General features: G+C 33.0%; 21 protein-coding genes. 2 read left to right on the top strand and 19 right to left on the bottom strand.

Annotation, left to right across the window (positions count from 1 at the left end):
- Positions 1-3: 3 nt before the first annotated feature.
- Positions 4-1,011: an NADP-dependent oxidoreductase gene (locus tag MHI13_RS03420; RefSeq protein WP_048762038.1), complete on the bottom strand. Its 1,008-nt coding sequence runs from the start codon at positions 1,009-1,011 to the stop codon at positions 4-6.
- A gap of 139 nt (positions 1,012-1,150) precedes the next feature.
- Between MHI13_RS03420 and MHI13_RS03415 the strand changes: the two genes are divergently transcribed.
- Entirely contained in the window at positions 1,151-2,152 is a 1,002-nt protein-coding gene (locus MHI13_RS03415) for an LLM class flavin-dependent oxidoreductase (protein ID WP_048762040.1), read from the top strand.
- 278 nt (positions 2,153-2,430) lie between these two features.
- Here the strand turns inward: MHI13_RS03415 and MHI13_RS23445 are convergent, their stop codons facing one another.
- The 9 genes from MHI13_RS23445 to MHI13_RS03375 all read right to left on the bottom strand — a co-directional run bounded on the left by MHI13_RS23445 (position 2,431) and on the right by MHI13_RS03375 (position 10,115).
- On the bottom strand, positions 2,431-2,565 hold the full coding sequence (locus MHI13_RS23445) for an alpha/beta hydrolase (protein ID WP_171991291.1): 135 nt from the start codon (positions 2,563-2,565) through the stop codon (positions 2,431-2,433).
- 157 nt (positions 2,566-2,722) lie between these two features.
- Positions 2,723-4,135 (bottom strand): 6-phospho-beta-galactosidase, encoded by a 1,413-nt coding sequence (gene lacG, locus MHI13_RS03410; RefSeq protein WP_131565995.1) that lies wholly within the window; start codon positions 4,133-4,135, stop codon positions 2,723-2,725.
- 15 nt (positions 4,136-4,150) lie between these two features.
- Entirely contained in the window at positions 4,151-5,902 is a 1,752-nt protein-coding gene (locus tag MHI13_RS03405) for a lactose-specific PTS transporter subunit EIIC (RefSeq protein ID WP_049420255.1), read from the bottom strand.
- A 5-nt stretch (positions 5,903-5,907) separates the two neighbouring features.
- Positions 5,908-6,222, bottom strand: a complete 315-nt coding sequence (locus tag MHI13_RS03400) for a PTS lactose/cellobiose transporter subunit IIA (RefSeq protein ID WP_002448512.1) — start codon at positions 6,220-6,222, stop codon at positions 5,908-5,910.
- Between the two features lie 19 nt (positions 6,223-6,241).
- Positions 6,242-7,219, bottom strand: a complete 978-nt coding sequence (lacD, locus tag MHI13_RS03395; protein WP_049420254.1) for a tagatose-bisphosphate aldolase — start codon at positions 7,217-7,219, stop codon at positions 6,242-6,244.
- Positions 7,220-7,222: 3 nt separating this feature from the next.
- The gene (locus MHI13_RS03390; protein ID WP_049420252.1) at positions 7,223-8,155 is read right to left on the bottom strand and encodes a tagatose-6-phosphate kinase; all 933 of its coding nucleotides are present in this window, start codon (positions 8,153-8,155) and stop codon (positions 7,223-7,225) included.
- 12 nt (positions 8,156-8,167) lie between these two features.
- Positions 8,168-8,683 carry a galactose-6-phosphate isomerase subunit LacB gene (gene lacB, locus MHI13_RS03385; RefSeq protein WP_002448324.1) on the bottom strand — a complete coding sequence of 172 codons (516 nt, stop codon included), beginning with the start codon at positions 8,681-8,683 and terminating at the stop codon, positions 8,168-8,170.
- A gap of 15 nt (positions 8,684-8,698) precedes the next feature.
- The gene (gene lacA, locus MHI13_RS03380; protein ID WP_002448540.1) at positions 8,699-9,127 is read right to left on the bottom strand and encodes a galactose-6-phosphate isomerase subunit LacA; all 429 of its coding nucleotides are present in this window, start codon (positions 9,125-9,127) and stop codon (positions 8,699-8,701) included.
- Between the two features lie 232 nt (positions 9,128-9,359).
- A complete protein-coding gene (locus MHI13_RS03375; protein ID WP_017174829.1) occupies positions 9,360-10,115 on the bottom strand; it encodes a DeoR/GlpR family DNA-binding transcription regulator in 756 nt (251 codons plus the stop codon).
- 205 nt (positions 10,116-10,320) lie between these two features.
- On the opposite strand from MHI13_RS03375, the gene MHI13_RS03370 reads away from it, so the two are divergent.
- Positions 10,321-11,055, top strand: coding sequence for an NAD-dependent protein deacylase (locus tag MHI13_RS03370; protein ID WP_048762071.1), 735 nt, complete (start codon positions 10,321-10,323; stop codon positions 11,053-11,055).
- A 160-nt stretch (positions 11,056-11,215) separates the two neighbouring features.
- Here MHI13_RS03370 and rpsI read toward each other — a convergent pair whose 3' ends face one another.
- The 9 genes from rpsI to rpsK form a co-directional block, all read right to left on the bottom strand.
- Positions 11,216-11,608 (bottom strand): 30S ribosomal protein S9, encoded by a 393-nt coding sequence (gene rpsI, locus MHI13_RS03365; RefSeq protein WP_002448344.1) that lies wholly within the window; start codon positions 11,606-11,608, stop codon positions 11,216-11,218.
- Positions 11,609-11,627: 19 nt separating this feature from the next.
- Positions 11,628-12,065 (bottom strand): 50S ribosomal protein L13, encoded by a 438-nt coding sequence (gene rplM, locus MHI13_RS03360; RefSeq protein ID WP_002448612.1) that lies wholly within the window; start codon positions 12,063-12,065, stop codon positions 11,628-11,630.
- Positions 12,066-12,315: 250 nt separating this feature from the next.
- A complete protein-coding gene (gene truA, locus MHI13_RS03355) occupies positions 12,316-13,119 on the bottom strand; it encodes a tRNA pseudouridine(38-40) synthase TruA (protein ID WP_070508210.1) in 804 nt (267 codons plus the stop codon).
- 4 nt (positions 13,120-13,123) lie between these two features.
- Positions 13,124-13,930, bottom strand: coding sequence for an energy-coupling factor transporter transmembrane component T family protein (locus tag MHI13_RS03350; RefSeq protein ID WP_070436460.1), 807 nt, complete (start codon positions 13,928-13,930; stop codon positions 13,124-13,126).
- Positions 13,920-14,783 carry an energy-coupling factor transporter ATPase gene (locus tag MHI13_RS03345; protein ID WP_017174838.1) on the bottom strand — a complete coding sequence of 288 codons (864 nt, stop codon included), beginning with the start codon at positions 14,781-14,783 and terminating at the stop codon, positions 13,920-13,922. Before MHI13_RS03345 ends, MHI13_RS03350 begins: the two co-directional genes overlap by 11 nt.
- The gene (locus MHI13_RS03340) at positions 14,780-15,592 is read right to left on the bottom strand and encodes an energy-coupling factor transporter ATPase (RefSeq protein ID WP_049379213.1); all 813 of its coding nucleotides are present in this window, start codon (positions 15,590-15,592) and stop codon (positions 14,780-14,782) included. Before MHI13_RS03340 ends, MHI13_RS03345 begins: the two co-directional genes overlap by 4 nt.
- Before the next feature lie 301 nt (positions 15,593-15,893).
- Positions 15,894-16,265: a 50S ribosomal protein L17 gene (gene rplQ, locus MHI13_RS03335; protein ID WP_002448491.1), complete on the bottom strand. Its 372-nt coding sequence runs from the start codon at positions 16,263-16,265 to the stop codon at positions 15,894-15,896.
- Between the two features lie 21 nt (positions 16,266-16,286).
- Positions 16,287-17,231 (bottom strand): DNA-directed RNA polymerase subunit alpha, encoded by a 945-nt coding sequence (locus MHI13_RS03330; protein ID WP_002448356.1) that lies wholly within the window; start codon positions 17,229-17,231, stop codon positions 16,287-16,289.
- A gap of 82 nt (positions 17,232-17,313) precedes the next feature.
- Positions 17,314-17,703 (bottom strand): 30S ribosomal protein S11, encoded by a 390-nt coding sequence (rpsK, locus tag MHI13_RS03325; protein WP_000101625.1) that lies wholly within the window; start codon positions 17,701-17,703, stop codon positions 17,314-17,316.
- Between the last annotated feature and the right edge of the window lie 18 nt (positions 17,704-17,721).

The raw sequence follows: 17,721 nt of genomic DNA, 5'->3' as shown, positions 1-17,721 counted from the left end.
AAATTATACATTCTCTGACACTTTAACGATCTGTTTGCCAAAGTTTTCACCTGTAAATAAGTTTCTGAACGCTTTTGGTAAATATTCAAATCCTTCTTCTATAGATACTTTTGTTTTAATTTTTCCTTCTTGTATCCACGTTGCCAGTTCTTTACTTGCATGTTCAAAGTCATCGGAAAATTCCGCTACCAAGAAACCACGCATCAGTGCTTGATGTTTAATTAATGTGCTTTGTACACGTGGACCTTTTTCTTGTTCAGTATTATTATAATTAGAAATCGTACCGCAAACAGGAATACGTGCATGACGGTTGAGATGTTTCATAACTTCATCGGCTATTGTGCCACCTACATTTTCAAAATAAACATCTACGCCATTCGGTACGGCTTTTGCTAATGCTTCTGCAAAATCATCCTTTTTATAATCAATGCCTGCATCAAAACCCAATTCTTCTGTTAGATAATTCACTTTTTTATCTCCACCAGCTATACCTACTACTGTAGCACCTTTGATTTTAGCAATTTGACCAACCACAGCACCTACTGCACCAGAAGCTGCTGAAACTACTACAGTGTCGCCTTCTTTTGGTTGACCAATCTCTAATAAACCGTGATAAGCTGTTTGACCTGTCATACCTAACGTACTTAAATATAAATAAAGTGGTACATCTGTATTAGATATTTTACTTACATTCTCTTCATTTACTGTATTAATACGCTTCCATGGTAACATACCTACAATAATGTCATCTTCATTAAATTTTTCAGAATTTGATTTAATAATTTTGCCTACAATGTGACTTTGAATAGGTTCGCCAATTTTAAAAGGCTCCACATAAGAATCAGCTTGAGTCATTCTTCCACGCATATATGGATCGACAGATATATATAAAGATTCAATTTGAATTTCATTTTCTTTCGGATCAACTATGTCAATATTTTCATATTTAAATGTATCATCTTGGGGGATACCTTCAGGATATTTTGCTAATAAAACTTGCTCATTATTCATTATAAAAGACTCCTTTCAGTATTCAAAAACAGTGTCATATCACAAACAATTTTATCGCAATTCAACTGCTTTCACTTTATAATGTCTAGTATGATAACACTTAATACTTTATTATACCAAGCAAAGTGAGGTCTTAAACTTGAAATTAAGTATCTTAGACTATGTACCACTCTTTGAAGGTGATACACCACAAGAAGCTTTAAATCATTCAATTGAACTTGCTCAACTATCAGAGAAACTTGGTTATGCACGTTATTGGGTAGCAGAACATCATCAAGTTCCTTCTGTTGTATCAAGCGCTCCTGAAATCGTAATGGCTATGTTACTTGAACATACACACTCTATTCATATTGGAAGTGGCGGTGTGATGCTCCCCCATTATAGTGCTTACAAAGTTGCAGAACAATTTAAAATTATGGAAGTCAAACATCCTGGCCGAATTGATATGGGAATTGGGCGATCTCCTAGCTTCAAAAATGTAAACGAAGCGCTAAATGAATTTAAAACTCAAAAACCCAAACTATCTCAACAAATAGATGATTTGAACAAATACTTTACGAATGACACTATTCATTCACATCGTTTCAAAACTTTAGAAGCCACTCCATACACAGAGCATTCACCTGAGATGTTTATTTTAGGAATGAGTGAACAAAGTGCTGAGCTTGCCGCAAAAAAAGGCTTACCTTTTGTGATTGCTCATATGGGTCAATCGCACGCAAATTTAACACATGTCATTCAACATTATAAATCGCGTTTTACAGAGTATCATGGTCATTCGCATTCACCCTATATTATTTTAGCTACTTTTGTCGTTACGGCAGAAAATGAATTAACGATTAAGCAATTAGTAGATACATTAAATTTGTGGTTAATACGTATTAATTATCTTAAACAACCTAAAGTATATCCTTCTATTGAAACAGCACAGCAACGTCATTATTCTGAAAGAGATCGAGAAAAAATAGAAAAAAATAAACGTCGAATGATTAGTGGCTTACCACATGAAGTAGCTCAGCAGTTAATACAATTACAAAACGAATTAGAAGTCGATGAAATCATGATTCTTCCTAATGTATACGGACATACTCATCGTACTAAATTAATTGAACTTATAGCTCATGCTTGTCTAGATAATTAGGAGAGTCAGTATTATGAACGCTCCTAATTTTTATTTGTTTCATAAACTTTAATGTTTTTATTTGCAACATCTTTATTTTCATGAAGTTGGCTATGTTGAGTCGTTGATTCTATATATTAAGAATTTTTATACGTTTTTGGACTTGCTTCTAACAAAGATTTTAATGGCCGAGACGAGCTATTAGATACTTTAACGTCAAAATGCATACCATTTTAATTATCTTCATAAATGTTTAAATCTTCTATTTGTTTACCTTTATAAATAGTTTTTAATCCAAGTCACTTTTTATCATCTTCACTCATTTTGTTTGGTTTGCCATTTTGATCAACTTGAATTTCATTCACCTTTTCATTTAAATTAAGAATGCCATTATATGTTCTAGCAATATTGACTTCTTTTTTAGTGTCGGAAATAGCAGATGATTATCATCATTTTTCTTAAAATACGTGAAAGATAAATACTCCATAGAATATACGAGAAAATTATACTCCTTATTTTTTAATACTAGTATCTCAATAAAATAAGAAACAGGACAGAAATGAAAATTTCTGTCCTGTCAAATTTATAAAATTACTTAATTTCTTTAGATTCAGCTAATGCTTTATACCAATATGCACTTTTTTTCGGATAACGTTCTTGTGTGTCAAAATCAACGTAGAATAGACCATAACGTTTTTCATAACCATTAGACCATGAGAACACATCCATAAGTGACCATAAGAAATAACCTTTTACATTGGCACCATCACGTATCGCATCAGCAATGACTTCAAGATGTTTTTTAACATAGTCGATACGTGCATCATCATCAACTGTCTTACGTTCTTCGTCGAATTCATCTTTATAACCAAGTCCGTTTTCAGTAACATAAATTTTGTGATAGTTAGGATAATCTTTTATAACACGCATAATTTGATCATAAAGACCTTGTGGATAAATCATCCAATCCCAATCAGTACGAGGAACATCTATGTCAAATTCACGTTGTCCTACACCTTTAAGTTGATACTTAGAGCCACCTTTATCTCCAGTAGCATTGTGTGTAATTTCTGATTCTCCTTCATATCCTCTCATCCAATCACTCATATAGTAATTGATACCTAAGAAGTCATTTAAATCTTTTGCAGCATCTAATGTAGCATAATCTTCATCGGTAATATCTAATTTACCGCCATTGACAGAAAGAATATGTTGTACACCTTCCATAGTTTCACGAGAATATTTTCCCAAATATGTTGCATCTAAGATAAATTTATTATGAATAATATCTTCAAGTTCTGCTGCTCTTACATCTTTCGGATTTGAAGGATCATATGGATACTTAGTTGGTAATGCATGAACTACTCCAATTTCCCCATTATATCCATTATCTTTAAATAATTTAACTGCTTTTGCATGTGCGACCATCATATTATGATGAGATTGGAATACTTTTGCAAAATCATATTTAATTCCTGGTGGGAATTTACCGACTAAATACTGGCCATCACCAATAGGACCAATTTCATTAAAAGTAGTCCAATAGTTGACTTCAGTAAATTCTTCAAAGCAGAATTTTGCATAGTCTACAAAATAATCAATCGTTTTACGGTTTAAGAAATCTCCATCACTGTGAAGTGTTTCTGGAGTATCAAAATGATGTAATGTAACAAACGGTTCAACGTGTCGTTTATGACACTCTTTAAATAAATTGTGATAGAATTCTACACCTTTTTGATTAACTTCTCCATAACCTGTTGGAAAAATTCTTGACCACGCGATAGATATACGGATACCATTAACACCAAATTTTTCACTTAATTCTAAATCAACTGGATATTTATGATAAAAGTCACTTGCAGGTTCAGCTGTATACCAATAGTTTTCTTCTAGATAAGTGTCCCAGGCTACACGACCTTTTCCGTCTGTTTGAGTCGCACCTTCTGCTTGATAAGCTGCTGTTGCACCACCGAAAATAAAATCTTCTGGTAATTTTTTCATTATACTTTCATCTCCTAATTATTTTTCAAATTGTTGTTGAACGAAGTCTAATGCTGCTTTGCCATCACGAGTTAAGTTAATGTATTCAACACCTTGAGTTTTTGCTAATTTAATACCTAATCGATCTGTATCTTGTTTTATATCTTCATAGTTAGAAGCAACTTGAGGCGCTAAAATAATTAATTGATAGTCTTTCATAATATCCATATGTGCACCATAACCACCAGCTGCCGCTTTTACAGGTACCTGATATTCTTCAGCAGCCTTGTTTAACGCATTTGCAAGTAATCCACTTGTACCGCCACCGGCACATAAGACTAAAACGTTAGTTTGTTCGTTAATTGAATTTGATGACTCTTTAGCCGATACTTCCTCATCGGAAGGTGCTGGTTCAGTTGTTGTCGCTTCATTTGCACCAGCAGTTGCTAAAATTGCATCTGCTTTTTTCGTATCAAAGTTTGCTGATACTTTTTCTTTTAATTCATTATTTACTTCTTTATTGCCTCGTTCTTCTTCAAGAATTTGTTCATCATATACTTTTAAAAATGGATAATAAATCATAACGTCAACTACGATTAATACAATCGCTAACACAAATGACCAAAAAGCAAAGCCTGTACCCATCACAATACCAAGAGGCCCTGGTGTCGTCCATGGTAAGAAGATGCTAAAACTATTCATTTTAAGTACATCAACAAAGAATTTAAAGATCCATACGTTTACTATTGGTGCAAAAATAAATGGTATGAAAAATACTGGATTTAATACGAGTGGTGCACCAAATAAAATTGGTTCATTTACTCCAAAGAATGTTGGTACAACCGATGCTCTACCAATGGCTTTATTTCTTTTTGATTTAGTTAACCACATAAACATAAATGGTACGACTAATGTAGCACCGGTACCCCCCATAGTTGCAACGAACATTTGTGTACCAGGTGTAATAATTTTATCTGCATGTTCTCCTGCTTGAATCAAATTTAAGTTTGTTTCAAGATTTGCATAAGTAATTGCAGCGATTGCTGGTTCAACAATAGATGGACCATGTATACCTACAAACCAGAAGAATGCGAAAGCACCGAAGATAAGTGTGACACCAATCCAGCCATCTGCCGCAGTAAATAATGGTTCAAAGATTTTTAATACGGCGTTCGCTACATTTGTATGAATAAATGTTCTTGATAATAAATCTAATGCATAAATAATGATAATAACCGCTGACAACGGGAAGATATCTTTAAATACCTGAGAAATATTTGGTGGTACTTCTTTAGGCATTTTTATTGTAATATTTCTTTTAATAAAGAAATTATAAACAATTACGGTAATAAAGGCTGAAATAAAGGCTGTTAATAATCCTTTTGTGCCCATAAATGCACTTAAAAATCCACCCTCTTTAATAGGATCTGCTGCTAAGAATAAAAATCCACTCATCGCAGCCATCATTGTAGAAATAAAGTTAATTTGATTGGTTTTATCTAATTTCCTGTTGTAGGAATCGGTTAAAGACTTCGCTGTTGTTCCAGCTACAATCAAACCAACTATTCCCATGGTATAGTTATATGGTTTCATCAATATACCTTCCATCGTTTTACTCCAAGTAAAGCCAAACACGTTAGGTACATATGTGATTAAAATAAATATACTTGAGAACAAGATAATTGGAATTGCTGCAATAAATCCATCACGAATCGCTCTTAAATAAATATTACGAGATATTTTTTCAAAGAACGGCTTTCCTTTTTCTATCCATGCTATTAACTTATTCATAGGGGTCAGCTCCCTTTTTTGTATAATTCAATTAAATGCTTCATTAAATCTTTTAATAATAACGTTGTCATTAAATGGTCTTGACCATGAATCATTGTAATACTAAATGCAATGTCATCACCTTGCGCTTCTTGAGCTAATAAGTTTGTTTGAGCTTTATGTGCATTTGCAATACATTCATTTGCTTCCTCCGTAAGTTGTTCAGCTTTATCAAAATCACCTTCATTAGCAGCGTTTAATGCCTCTAATAATTTTGAACGTGCATCTCCAGCATATGCGACAATTTCAAAACCAAGTAATTGTACTTCTTCTCTGTTCATATGAATAACCTCCCCTAAGTTATTTTGCTTTCCAAGATGTTGCAGTTGTTTTTAGTACTTTATTTAAATCATCAATGTTTTTATAACCAGTTGTACGTAACCATTCTCTTGCAGCTTGTTCTCCTTGTTCAATATAAACTTTAACTGCACCAGACCATGTCGCACGTCCACATAACACACCATTGAAATGTGCACCTGCATCATGTGCAAATGTTAATGTGTCTTGGAATAATTTAGCTGATACACCAGCACTTAAATAAATATAAGGTAAATGTGTCGCTGCTTCTTGATCACGGAAATGTTGTGCTGCTTCTTCTTTTGTGTATACAACTTCACCCTCTGTAAATCCTTCGACAAAATTCATATTTACGGGTACTTCAACTTTAAGCACATCAACATTGAATCGCTCTTCTGAGAATAACTTCATTGCTTCATTTACTTTACGAGGTTTTACTTTTGCAAATTCAGCACTTTTATTATCTGGAATATTATCATCATAAGTTAACACTTCTAAGAAAAATGGAATGTCTTCAGCAACACATTCTGAACCAATTCGTTCAATATAAGCTTTCTTTTGAATGTTAATCTCTTCTGAATCATCTACATCATAATAAAGTAAGAATTTAACTGCATTGGCACCCTGTTCTTTTAAACGTTTAGCAGACCATTCTACTAAGCAATCTGGTAAACGACCTTTTGCATTCACGTCATATCCAGTTTTTTCATATGCAAGTAATAAACCACACTCTTTATTACGTGCATCAGAAGCAGGTAAGCCATATTCAGGATCTAAAAGAATAGAAGATGCATATTGTGTTAACTCTTCTGATACAAGTACTTTTAATTGTTCGATTTGTTCAACTGTAGGAGGTTCTGTTTGATGTTCAGCCATCATTCTTTTTAATGCCCCACGTTGATCAAATGCTAAAGCTGAAATAATCCCATCTTGATTACTTAATTGTTCGATTGATGCTAGTTTTTGTTGTGATTTTGTCATGAATTACACCTCTATAACTTCAATTTGTTTGAATAGTTCTTTAAATTTATCTACATTGATATGACCTGTTTGATGCTCCATTGCATTTAACATTCCAAATGCATTCGCTTTTTTCAGTAAATCTTCATCGGATTGTTGATGAACAAGACCTGATGCAATACCTGCCACTGTAGAATCACCAGACCCTACAGGATTAACGACTTCTATTTTTGGGATATTTACTTTATAAAATGTTTGATGATGTTTAGCGAAAGCGCCATCGCCACCTAAAGAAACAATAATCCATTCAATACCTTTGAAGATGGGTTGAGTAACCGCTTCTTTTAAACTATCGATATCTGTAGTGACAGTAGTGTGTAATAATTGAGATAATTCATCAATATTAGGTTTTATCACTGAAGGCTTACTTTCGCTCAACAATACATCCATTAATGATTGACCAGAACTATCTAAAATCGTGAGTAGCCCTTGTTCATTTGCTAATTTCACAATATCAGCGTAGTAATTGGTATTAAGACCTTTAGGTAAACTTCCAGACATCGCTATAACATTGGCTTTTTTAAATAGTTCTAAAAGATGTGCTTTATAGCTGTCTGCTTCTCTCTTGTCAATAGTTGGTCCTTGTTCGAGTATTTCAGTTTGTTGTCCTTCATGTAGAATAGCGATACAATTTCGCGTTTCTCCTTTTATTTTGAAGAAAGACTGTTCAATTTGAGCATCCATTAATTGTTCTTCAATAAATTGACCTAATGCGCCACCTAAAAAGCCACTTGCTAACACATTTTCGCCAAATTCTGATAATACACGTGTTACATTTAATCCTTTTCCTCCAGCAGTTTTACTCGTCTTTTTAACTCTATTCACAGTATCTAGATGAAACTGTTCTAATGGGTAAGAGATATCAACTGAAGGATTTAAAGTTAATGTTAGAATCATTTCACATCTTCCTTAATCGTGATATTCACCTTTGTCCCATTTTTCTAAGAATTCATCAAAGAAGTGAGGATTAGCTTGATTATCGTTATGTGCTTCTAAATGATTAATTTTAGCAATTAATTTTTTATTTTCTTCAGTAGGTTTGTATTCCGCTTTAATAAATGCATCAACGATATCGAAAATAAATAATTCACCTGCTACTTTACCGCCGAAACTAACAACATTAGCATTCAATTCTTCTTTTGAATAAAGTGCTGATGTCATATCACGTACTAATGCTGTTCTTACACCTGGGACTTTGTTTGCTGCATTACTAATACCAACGCCAGTACCACAAATACATACGCCTAAATCTGCTTCTCCACTAGCAACTTTTTCTCCTACTTTTTTACCGAAGATAGGATAATGTGTACGTGTAAAATCATACGTACCTACATCAATAACTTCGTGTCCTTGAGCTTTTAAGTGTTGTGAAACTTCCATTTTTGTATCAGTTACAATGTGATCGCAACCTATAGCAATTTTCATTATTTATTCCTCCAATTAGCACATTTTATTTAACATATCTACACGGATTTGGTGACGTCCGCCATCATAGTGTCCATTTACAAATTCTTTAGCAATATTTTTAGCTAATGTATCGCCTACAATTTCAGCACCCATTGTAATCATGCGTGCATTGTTGTGACTACGTGTCATATATGCTGAACGTTCATCTGATACTTCAGCAGCAATCATTCCTTTTACTTTTGTAGCAACAATAAAACTACCTGCACCATAAGCATCCACTGCAATTCCTAAATTATCATCGTTCTTTTGTACTTCGTGTACAACTGCTAATGTTGAATCAACAAAGTCTAATTCTTTTCCTTCTGTTACATCTACTACATCATGGTTATTTTCTTTTAAAAATGTTTTTACAACATCTTTAAGACGTTGACCAGCGACATCTGAACCAATAAAAATTGTCATAATGATTCTCCTTTGAAAATAAGATAATTAAACACATGTGTTTGAAAAAGCGCTTTCAAATCTTTACACCTAAATTATAAACATAAATAAACAAATAATCAACAATAAATGTTGGAATATTGTTTGAAATTTCATTTTTTTAAACAAAATATTTTGTTTTTATGTTTAATTGCGTTCAATTATCTAAAAAAATACCAAGATTGTTTATTTAAACAATCTTGGTATCATTCAATTAATATATCACTTCTGTGTAAGCTTTTAATTTTTGTACATTATCTTCATCATTTTTATCAACAACTACTGCTGTTAAATCTTCTAAATGACATAATTGAGTAAAATCTTCTTTTCCAATTTTTGAAGTATCAATTAATAAGTATTTTTCAAGTGAACGATGAAGTGCAAGTTGTTGTGTATACGCTTCGTCAATTGTAGAAGTGAGTACATCTGCATCTTTTATTCCATTACAACTAAAAAACATTTTACTAAATCGTTTTGTTTTAAGAAGCGTATTTGTCATTTCACCTACAAATGATTCAGTAAGTTCTCTCATTTCTCCACCTAATAAGTAAACTTTAAAATTTAGCGAACGCTTTTTAAATAATATTTGAAATACTGGAAAACAATTCGTAATCACTGTTAATGACTCTCGTTCTATTAATTGAGCTAGTAACTCGATTGTTGTTCCAGGTCCTAAAAAAATCGTATCATTTTCTTCAATTAAGTTAACAGCTTTCCTTGCGACAGCACGTTTTTCTTCAATATTCTCTGTGTGCTTTTCTTGATGAGACTTTTCTTTAATTTGAAAAGTTGAATTACTACGTGCACCACCATGTATTTTAGTTAGTAATCCTTTTTCTTCTAGTTCAGCTAAATCACGACGCACTGTCATGTCAGATACATTAAGTTCCTCAACGATTTCATTTGTCCTAACCGTTCCTTTTTGATTTACGAGTTTAGTAATTTCTTCTAAACGATCGTATTTATTCATTCAAATTCTCACATCCAACTTATTTTATTAAACATGTCCATATAAAATGAACACATATATCTCATAAAGATTTTAAACGCAATTTCATTCTATACTATTACTTGTTTTAAAACTAGAAAATAAAGGTAAAAATATGTTGTAATAATAGTATAAAATTCATTTTAAAAAAGTTATATTAGTCATTATTATAAACGAGGTGCTCAGATTGAGTAATAAAATTGAAAAATTAAAAGAAATTGTTGATAAATCAAACAAAATTGTATTTTTTACTGGTGCGGGTGTATCAGTTGCAAGTGGTATACCTGATTTCCGCTCCATGGGTGGATTATTTGATGAAATTTCAAAAGAGGGTTATTCACCTGAATATTTATTAAGTATTGATCATTTAAATGATAATAAAGAAAGCTTTATCGACTTTTATCATAAACGACTACTAGTAGCAGATAAAAAACCTAATATCGTCCATGAATGGATTGCAGAGTTAGAAAAAGAAGGCAAATCTTTAGGTGTGATTACTCAAAATATCGATGGGTTACATGAGGATGCTGGAAGTGAACATATTGATGAAATTCATGGTACACTGAATCGCTTTTATTGCATCAATTGTGGGAAAGAATATACGAAATCATATGTTATGGAACACAAATTAAGATATTGTGAGAACTGCGGTGATGTCATTCGTCCTGATATCGTATTATACGGTGAAATGCTCGATCAGCCTACTGTCTTTAGAGCATTAGATAAAATCCAAAAAGCAGATACTGTCATTGTGTTAGGTTCATCCTTGGTCGTACAACCTGCTGCTGGCTTTATTTCTAACTTTACAGGAGACAATCTTGTAATTATTAATAGAGACGCTACACCGTATGATAGACAAGCAAGTTTAGTTATTCATAATGACATGACAGAAGTGGTTGAAGAAGTTATGAAAAATAAATAGATATACATGTGGCTAGTGTTTTTTAGAACTACTAGCCTTTTTATATAAAAAAGCACTTCTCAACTTTGAGAAGTGCTTTAAACATTTTAATTGAACACAAATTGCTGACGCAATTTGCATATTGAACTTGTAAGCAAACAAGTTTGCAACAATTCCAATATTAACGTTTTGAGAATTGTGGAGAACGACGTGCTTTTTTAAGACCTGGTTTTTTACGTTCTTTCATACGTGGGTCACGAGTTAATAAACCTGCGCGTTTTAAAGAACCTCTGTATTCTGGATCAGCTTCTAATAATGCACGAGCGATACCATGACGGATAGCTTGAGCTTGTCCAGTGAAACCACCACCGTATACGTTAACTAATACATCATAGTTACCTTTAGTTTCTGTAACATCGAATGGTTGGTTTAAGTCTAAGATTAATGATTCGAATGGTAAGTATTCGCGTACGTCACGATCGTTAACAGTGATATTACCTTCACCTGGTACTAAACGTACACGTGCTACTGAGTTTTTACGACGGCCTGTGCCTCTATATTCAACTTGTGCCAATGTAATTTCCTCCTTCTAATTAACCACGTAATTCGTAGTTTTCTGGTTGTTGTGCAGCGTGTGGGTGTTCAGCGCCACTGTATACAAATAATTTTTTACCTTGTTTTTCACCTAAACGTGAACTTGGTAACATTCCTTTGATAGAAGTTTCAAGTAAACGAGCAGGGTTGTTACGTTTTAATTCACCAGCAGTCACTGATTTAATACCACCTGGGTGATTTGAGTGACGGTAGTAAACTTTATCTTGTTCTTTTTTACCAGTTAATTCGATTTTTTCAGCGTTGATGATGATTACATAGTCACCAGTATCAACGTGTGGTGTATAAGTTACTTTATTTTTACCGCGTAAGATAGATGCTACTTCTGATGATAAACGACCTAATGTTTGGCCTTCAGCATCGATAACATACCATTTGCGCTCAATGTTTGATTCATTTGCCATAAATGTTTGACGCATAATAATTATCCTCCTAAAAATAAATGCTTCGTCTTAGATTACAGGTACTCATCGCAGTCGAACCTACGAACGAGGCCTGCAATCTAGGTCATTCTGTTACGATTTCAAAGCGTAATGTTCATTTATTTTATTCCTGTCTAATCTGCTTATATATCTTGTAACACAATAAGTTTCCGGGGCTTATCGTGGGATGATATAAAACAATACCGTTAACTATCTTATATTTTATAAGCCCATTTGTCAATGCATATTAGTCATTTTGTAATGATTTTTTGTAATGTATTTTTACATCCTCACCAAAGTCATTTTTAAGTGCTTCTGGATCTAAATATATCTTTTCAAGATATAATCCTTCAGCGGGTGCTGTAAAAGGCACATTATCTCTATTTTTAGCTTTAAGCAGTTCAGGAACTTCGTTAGGTTGTCGCTTCCCTTTACCTACTTCTATTAAAAAAGCTACAAGAACACGCACCATATTATATAAGAAACCAGAACCTGTGACGATATAGTCAAAACCTTCGTCCGTTTTTACAACTTCACTTTGGTATAGTGTACGTTCTTTACTTTCAACTTCAGTCTTTTGTGAACAAAATCCAGTAAAATCATGAGTTCCAATAAAGTGTTTAGCCGCTTCATTCATCTTATCTAAATCTAAGTCATCTTTTATAAATGTCTTAAGACCACTTTCAAATGGATTGCGATGTTCCGCTTGATACACTTTATAGCGATATCTCTTACCTACACAATCATAACGACAATGAAACGTGTCATCTACTTGTTTTACACTATTCACGTAAATATCCTCAGGTAACGCACTATTCATCGCATATTTCCATTGTTTAGGCTCAATATTCAATTCTGTGTCAAAATGAAAATACTGTTCATAAGCATGCACACCACGATCTGTGCGACTTGATGGATGTATACGCACATGTCGGCGATGCATACGTTTTAAAATTTTTTCAAATTGTTGTTGAACAGTTCTACCTTGTTGTTGAATTTGAAAACCAAGAAATCCATGTCCTTGATACGCAATATTTACTAGTATGCGCAATGTCTTACACTCCCATATATTTTAATATAAATAATATCATTCCAATAGGTATCAGACTGAATAGACTCAAAGTATCTCTCTTATGCCATGACAACTTACGATAACTTGTACGTTGTACATTAGCATCATATCCTCTAACTTCCATTGCAATGGCTAATTCATCAGCTCTTTGAAAGGCAGAAATAAATAGCGGTATCATTAATGGGATGAAAGCTTTAATTCTTGTCATTAAACTCCCCGAACTGATTTCAGAACCTCTTGATTTTTGAGCAAGAATAATTTTATCTAATTCATCCATCAATGTTGGAATAAACCTTAAAGCAATTGACATAATCATACTTAATTGATGCACAGGAATTTTAAATAGTTTCAATGGGGCCATTAACTTTTCAAAAGCATCAGTCAAGTCAATTGGACTTGTTGATAATGTCATAATTGTTGCAACCATAACAATCGTTATTAATCTTAAAGAAATAAAAATACCTTCTAATACCCCTGTACTATCAATTTTAATAAAACCTATTTCTAATAGCGTAGTCCCGCCGTGAGTAAAGAAAATGTGCATTAAAAACGTAAAGATTAAGAAGAAAAATATCGGTGTTAATCCTTTAATTAAAAACCAAAATTGAATTTTAGCCATTTTCATAAAACATAGAATTAATAATATTACCCAAGCGAATGTAGCAAAAGAATGAGCAAAAAAGATAAAAATAATAAATACAAATACAAAAATCAACTTTGCTCTAGGATCAAGACGATGTATCACAGAGTTATTAGGTAAATAACGTCCTATAATAAGTTTATTTTTCATGTTCTTGCCACTCCTGATACAATGTTACAAACTCATCTTCATTTAAGGCAATATCATTAAACATGGTTTGATATTTATCTTCAAAATCATATTGCAGTTGTACTACATCAGGCAATGCAATATGCCAATCTTTCAGTTTTTCGTGTTGTCTGAATAATGATTTAGGAGAGCACTGTTCTATTACTTTCCCTTGCCTCATTACAATGATTTCCTCTGCATATCGCGCCACATCATTCATATCGTGTGACACTAATATGACAGTTTTATGATGATTGACCTGAATTGATTTTATTAATTCCATCACTTGTTGACGACTTTTTGGGTCAAGTCCAGCAGTAGGCTCATCAAGAATAATTATATTCGGTTTCATTGCAAGGATAGAAACTAATGCAATTTTACGCATCTGACCACCTGACATTTCAAATGGCGATTGTTCCATAATATGATGATCAAAACCTAAATCTAAGAGTAACTGATACGCATATGACTTAACTTGTTCCACATTCATCTTAAAATTTTTAGGACCAAATGCCACTTCTCTTTCCACACTATCTTCAAACAATTGTGATTCAGGAAATTGAAAAACCAAACCTACTTGTTGTCTTAATTCTCGTAGATGCTTGTCTTTTGTTTTATGAGTAATCTCCTTATTATCAAAAGTAATACTACCTTTTGTTGGTTTTAATAGCCCATTAAAATGTTGAATGAGTGTGGATTTACCACTTCCTGTTTGACCAACAATCGCATAGTATTTACCTTGCTCAATTTTGAGATTGATATCATTTAAGGCTTGATATTCATAAGGAGTGCCTTTTTGATAAATATATGAAACATGATTAAATTGAATGGTCATAATTTATCAACCAGCCCTTCATATGTAGTGAATTCATCTTTAAAGCCTAGCTTTTGATTCATTTTCATTGCAAATGGTAAATCTAAACCAATCTCTACTAAATACTGTGTATTTAAAAAAATAAAATTTGGCTTGCCTTCTTTGTAAACTTTGCCTTTATTCATAATGACGACATGATCACTTTCTAACGCTTCACTTAAATCATGAGTAATAGAAATAATCGTTAAATTTTTCTCTTGTTTAACTTGTTTAATTAATGAAAGTAAAGACTGTTTACCTTGGGGATCTAACATAGAGGTTGCTTCATCAAGAATGATGACATCTGGACTTAGTGCTAAGACTCCTGCAATAGCCACGCGTTGCTTTTGGCCTCCCGATAAAGAATGTGGTTCATATTCCATATATTCTTTCATATCTACATTATCTAAAGATTGAATGACGATTGCTTTCATTTTGTCATGAGATACTGCGTGATTCTCGAGTCCAAAAGCTACATCATATTCCACAATTGAACCTACAAATTGATTTTCTGGATTTTGAAAGACAATACCAATATGGCGTCTAACCTCTCTTAAATAATCAGGCGTAACTAAATGATTGTTATAAAAAATTTCTCCTTCAGTTGCTTGTTCTATTCCAACTATAAGTTTTGCAATTGTAGATTTCCCCGAACCATTATGTCCTACAATGGATGTCCATTGATGTTTTGGTATATTAAATGACACATCTTCTAAAGTGAAGGCCGCATCTTTTTGATATTGAAAATGTACATGTTTAAGTTCGATGATATTGTTATTATCAGTTTTCACAGCCTTCCTCCTTTATTAATAGTTACTACATTAGTTTACATGAATAAAAACTAGATGTACATGAGTAAACGTCTTTTATATATAAAAAGAGTCATGCCTCAAAAGCACGACTCTTTTTAATCATTATAGATTCATTAAAATTAAAAAAGCGCGCACCCCATCACATTTTAGTTGAGTTCACGCTTTATATTAGTATTTAGTTGATGGGGTACTCTGAGCTAGACAATATTTGTATGTGGCAAACATTATCGTTGCACTCATTTGCTTTAAATACAAGTAGTTAGTGTATTTATATATAAAATTAATCTACTAATTCGATGATAACTGATTCAGCACCGTCACCACGACGAGGACCTACTTTAAGAATACGAGTGTATCCACCTTGACGTTCTGCATAACGTTCAGCAATTTCACCAAATAATTTTTGAAGTGCAGTTTGTGTAGTTTCATCTTCATTTAAGATTTCAACATTACGTAATGTTTTAGCAGCATTACGACGAGATGCTAAGTCACCTTTTTTACCTAAAGTGATTAATTTCTCAACAACACTACGAACTTCTTTTGCACGAGCTTCTGTAGTTTCAATACGCTCACTTACGATAAGTGATGTAGCTAAGTCACGTAACATAGCTTTACGTTGATCAGAAGTACGACCTAATTTTCTGTAACCCATGAGTTAACCTCCTTTAACTTATTAATCTTCTTTTCTTAAACCTAATCCTAAATCTTCTAATTTATATTTAACTTCTTCAAGAGATTTACGACCTAAATTACGCACTTTCATCATATCAGCTTCAGACTTGTCCGCTAATTCTTGAACAGAATTGATGCCTGCACGTTTTAAACAGTTGTATGAACGTACTGATAAGTCTAATTCTTCGATAGACATTTCAAGTACTTTTTCTTTTTGATCTTCTTCTTTTTCAATCATGATTTCAGCATTTTGCGCTTCATCTGTAAGACCAACGAAAATATTTAAATGTTCAGTCATAATTTTAGCAGCTAATGAAACAGACTCTTGTGGAGTAATTGAACCATTAGTCCAAACATCTAAAGTTAATTTATCAAAATCACTACTTTGACCTACACGTGTATTTTCAACTGTATAGTTTACACGTTCAACAGGTGAATATAGTGAATCTACAGGAATTACACCAATTGGTAAATCACTAGTATTATTTTGTTCTGCTAATGCGTAACCTCTACCCTTATTAGCAACAAGACGAATTTTTAAATGTCCACCTTTAGACACTGTTGCAATTTTAAGTTCTGGGTTTAGAACTTCAACATCACTATCGTGAGTAATATCACTTGCTGTTACTTCGCCTTCATCTCTCACATCAATTTCTAATGTTTTATCTTCTTCAGAATAGATTTTTAATGCTAATTTTTTGATGTTCATAATAATTGTAGAAACATCTTCAACAACATTGTCTATAGCTGAAAATTCGTGTAAAACACCTTCAATTTCGATGTACTTAACGGCTGCACCTGGTAATGAAGATAGTAGGATACGACGTAAGGAGTTTCCTAGTGTAGTACCGTAGCCACGTTCAAGTGGTTCAACAACGAACTTACCGAATTTAGCATCTTCACTAATTTCAATTGTCTCAATTCTAGGTTTTTCAATTTCTATCATTTACAAAATCCTCCTTAATAACGTCGAATTAATTTTAAAATTGTTTCGCTCAGTGATTTGTAACAATAACAATCAATAAAAATTATACGCGACGACGTTTTGGTGGACGACAACCGTTGTGAGGTACTGGAGTAACGTCTCTGATTGCTGTTACTTCTAAACCAGCTGATTGTAATGCACGAATAGCTGATTCACGACCTGGTCCAGGTCCTTTTACTGTTACTTCAACAGTTTTCAAACCATGTTCCATTGCTGATTTTGAAGCAGTTTCAGATGCCATTTGAGCAGCGAATGGTGTTGATTTTTTTGATCCTTTGAAACCTAATGCACCAGCTGATGACCAAGATAAAGCATTACCAAATTCATCAGTGATAGTTACGATTGTATTGTTGAATGTTGAACGGATGTGTGCTACACCATTTTCAATATTCTTTTTAACTCTACGTTTACGAGATACTTGTTTACGTGCCATTTATATTTTGCCTCCTTT

The sequence above is a fragment of the Staphylococcus sp. FSL K6-0223 genome, from assembly GCF_038008285.1.
Note: the sequence above shows the minus strand (reverse complement) of the source record. Positions and strands in the feature narration are given on the sequence as shown.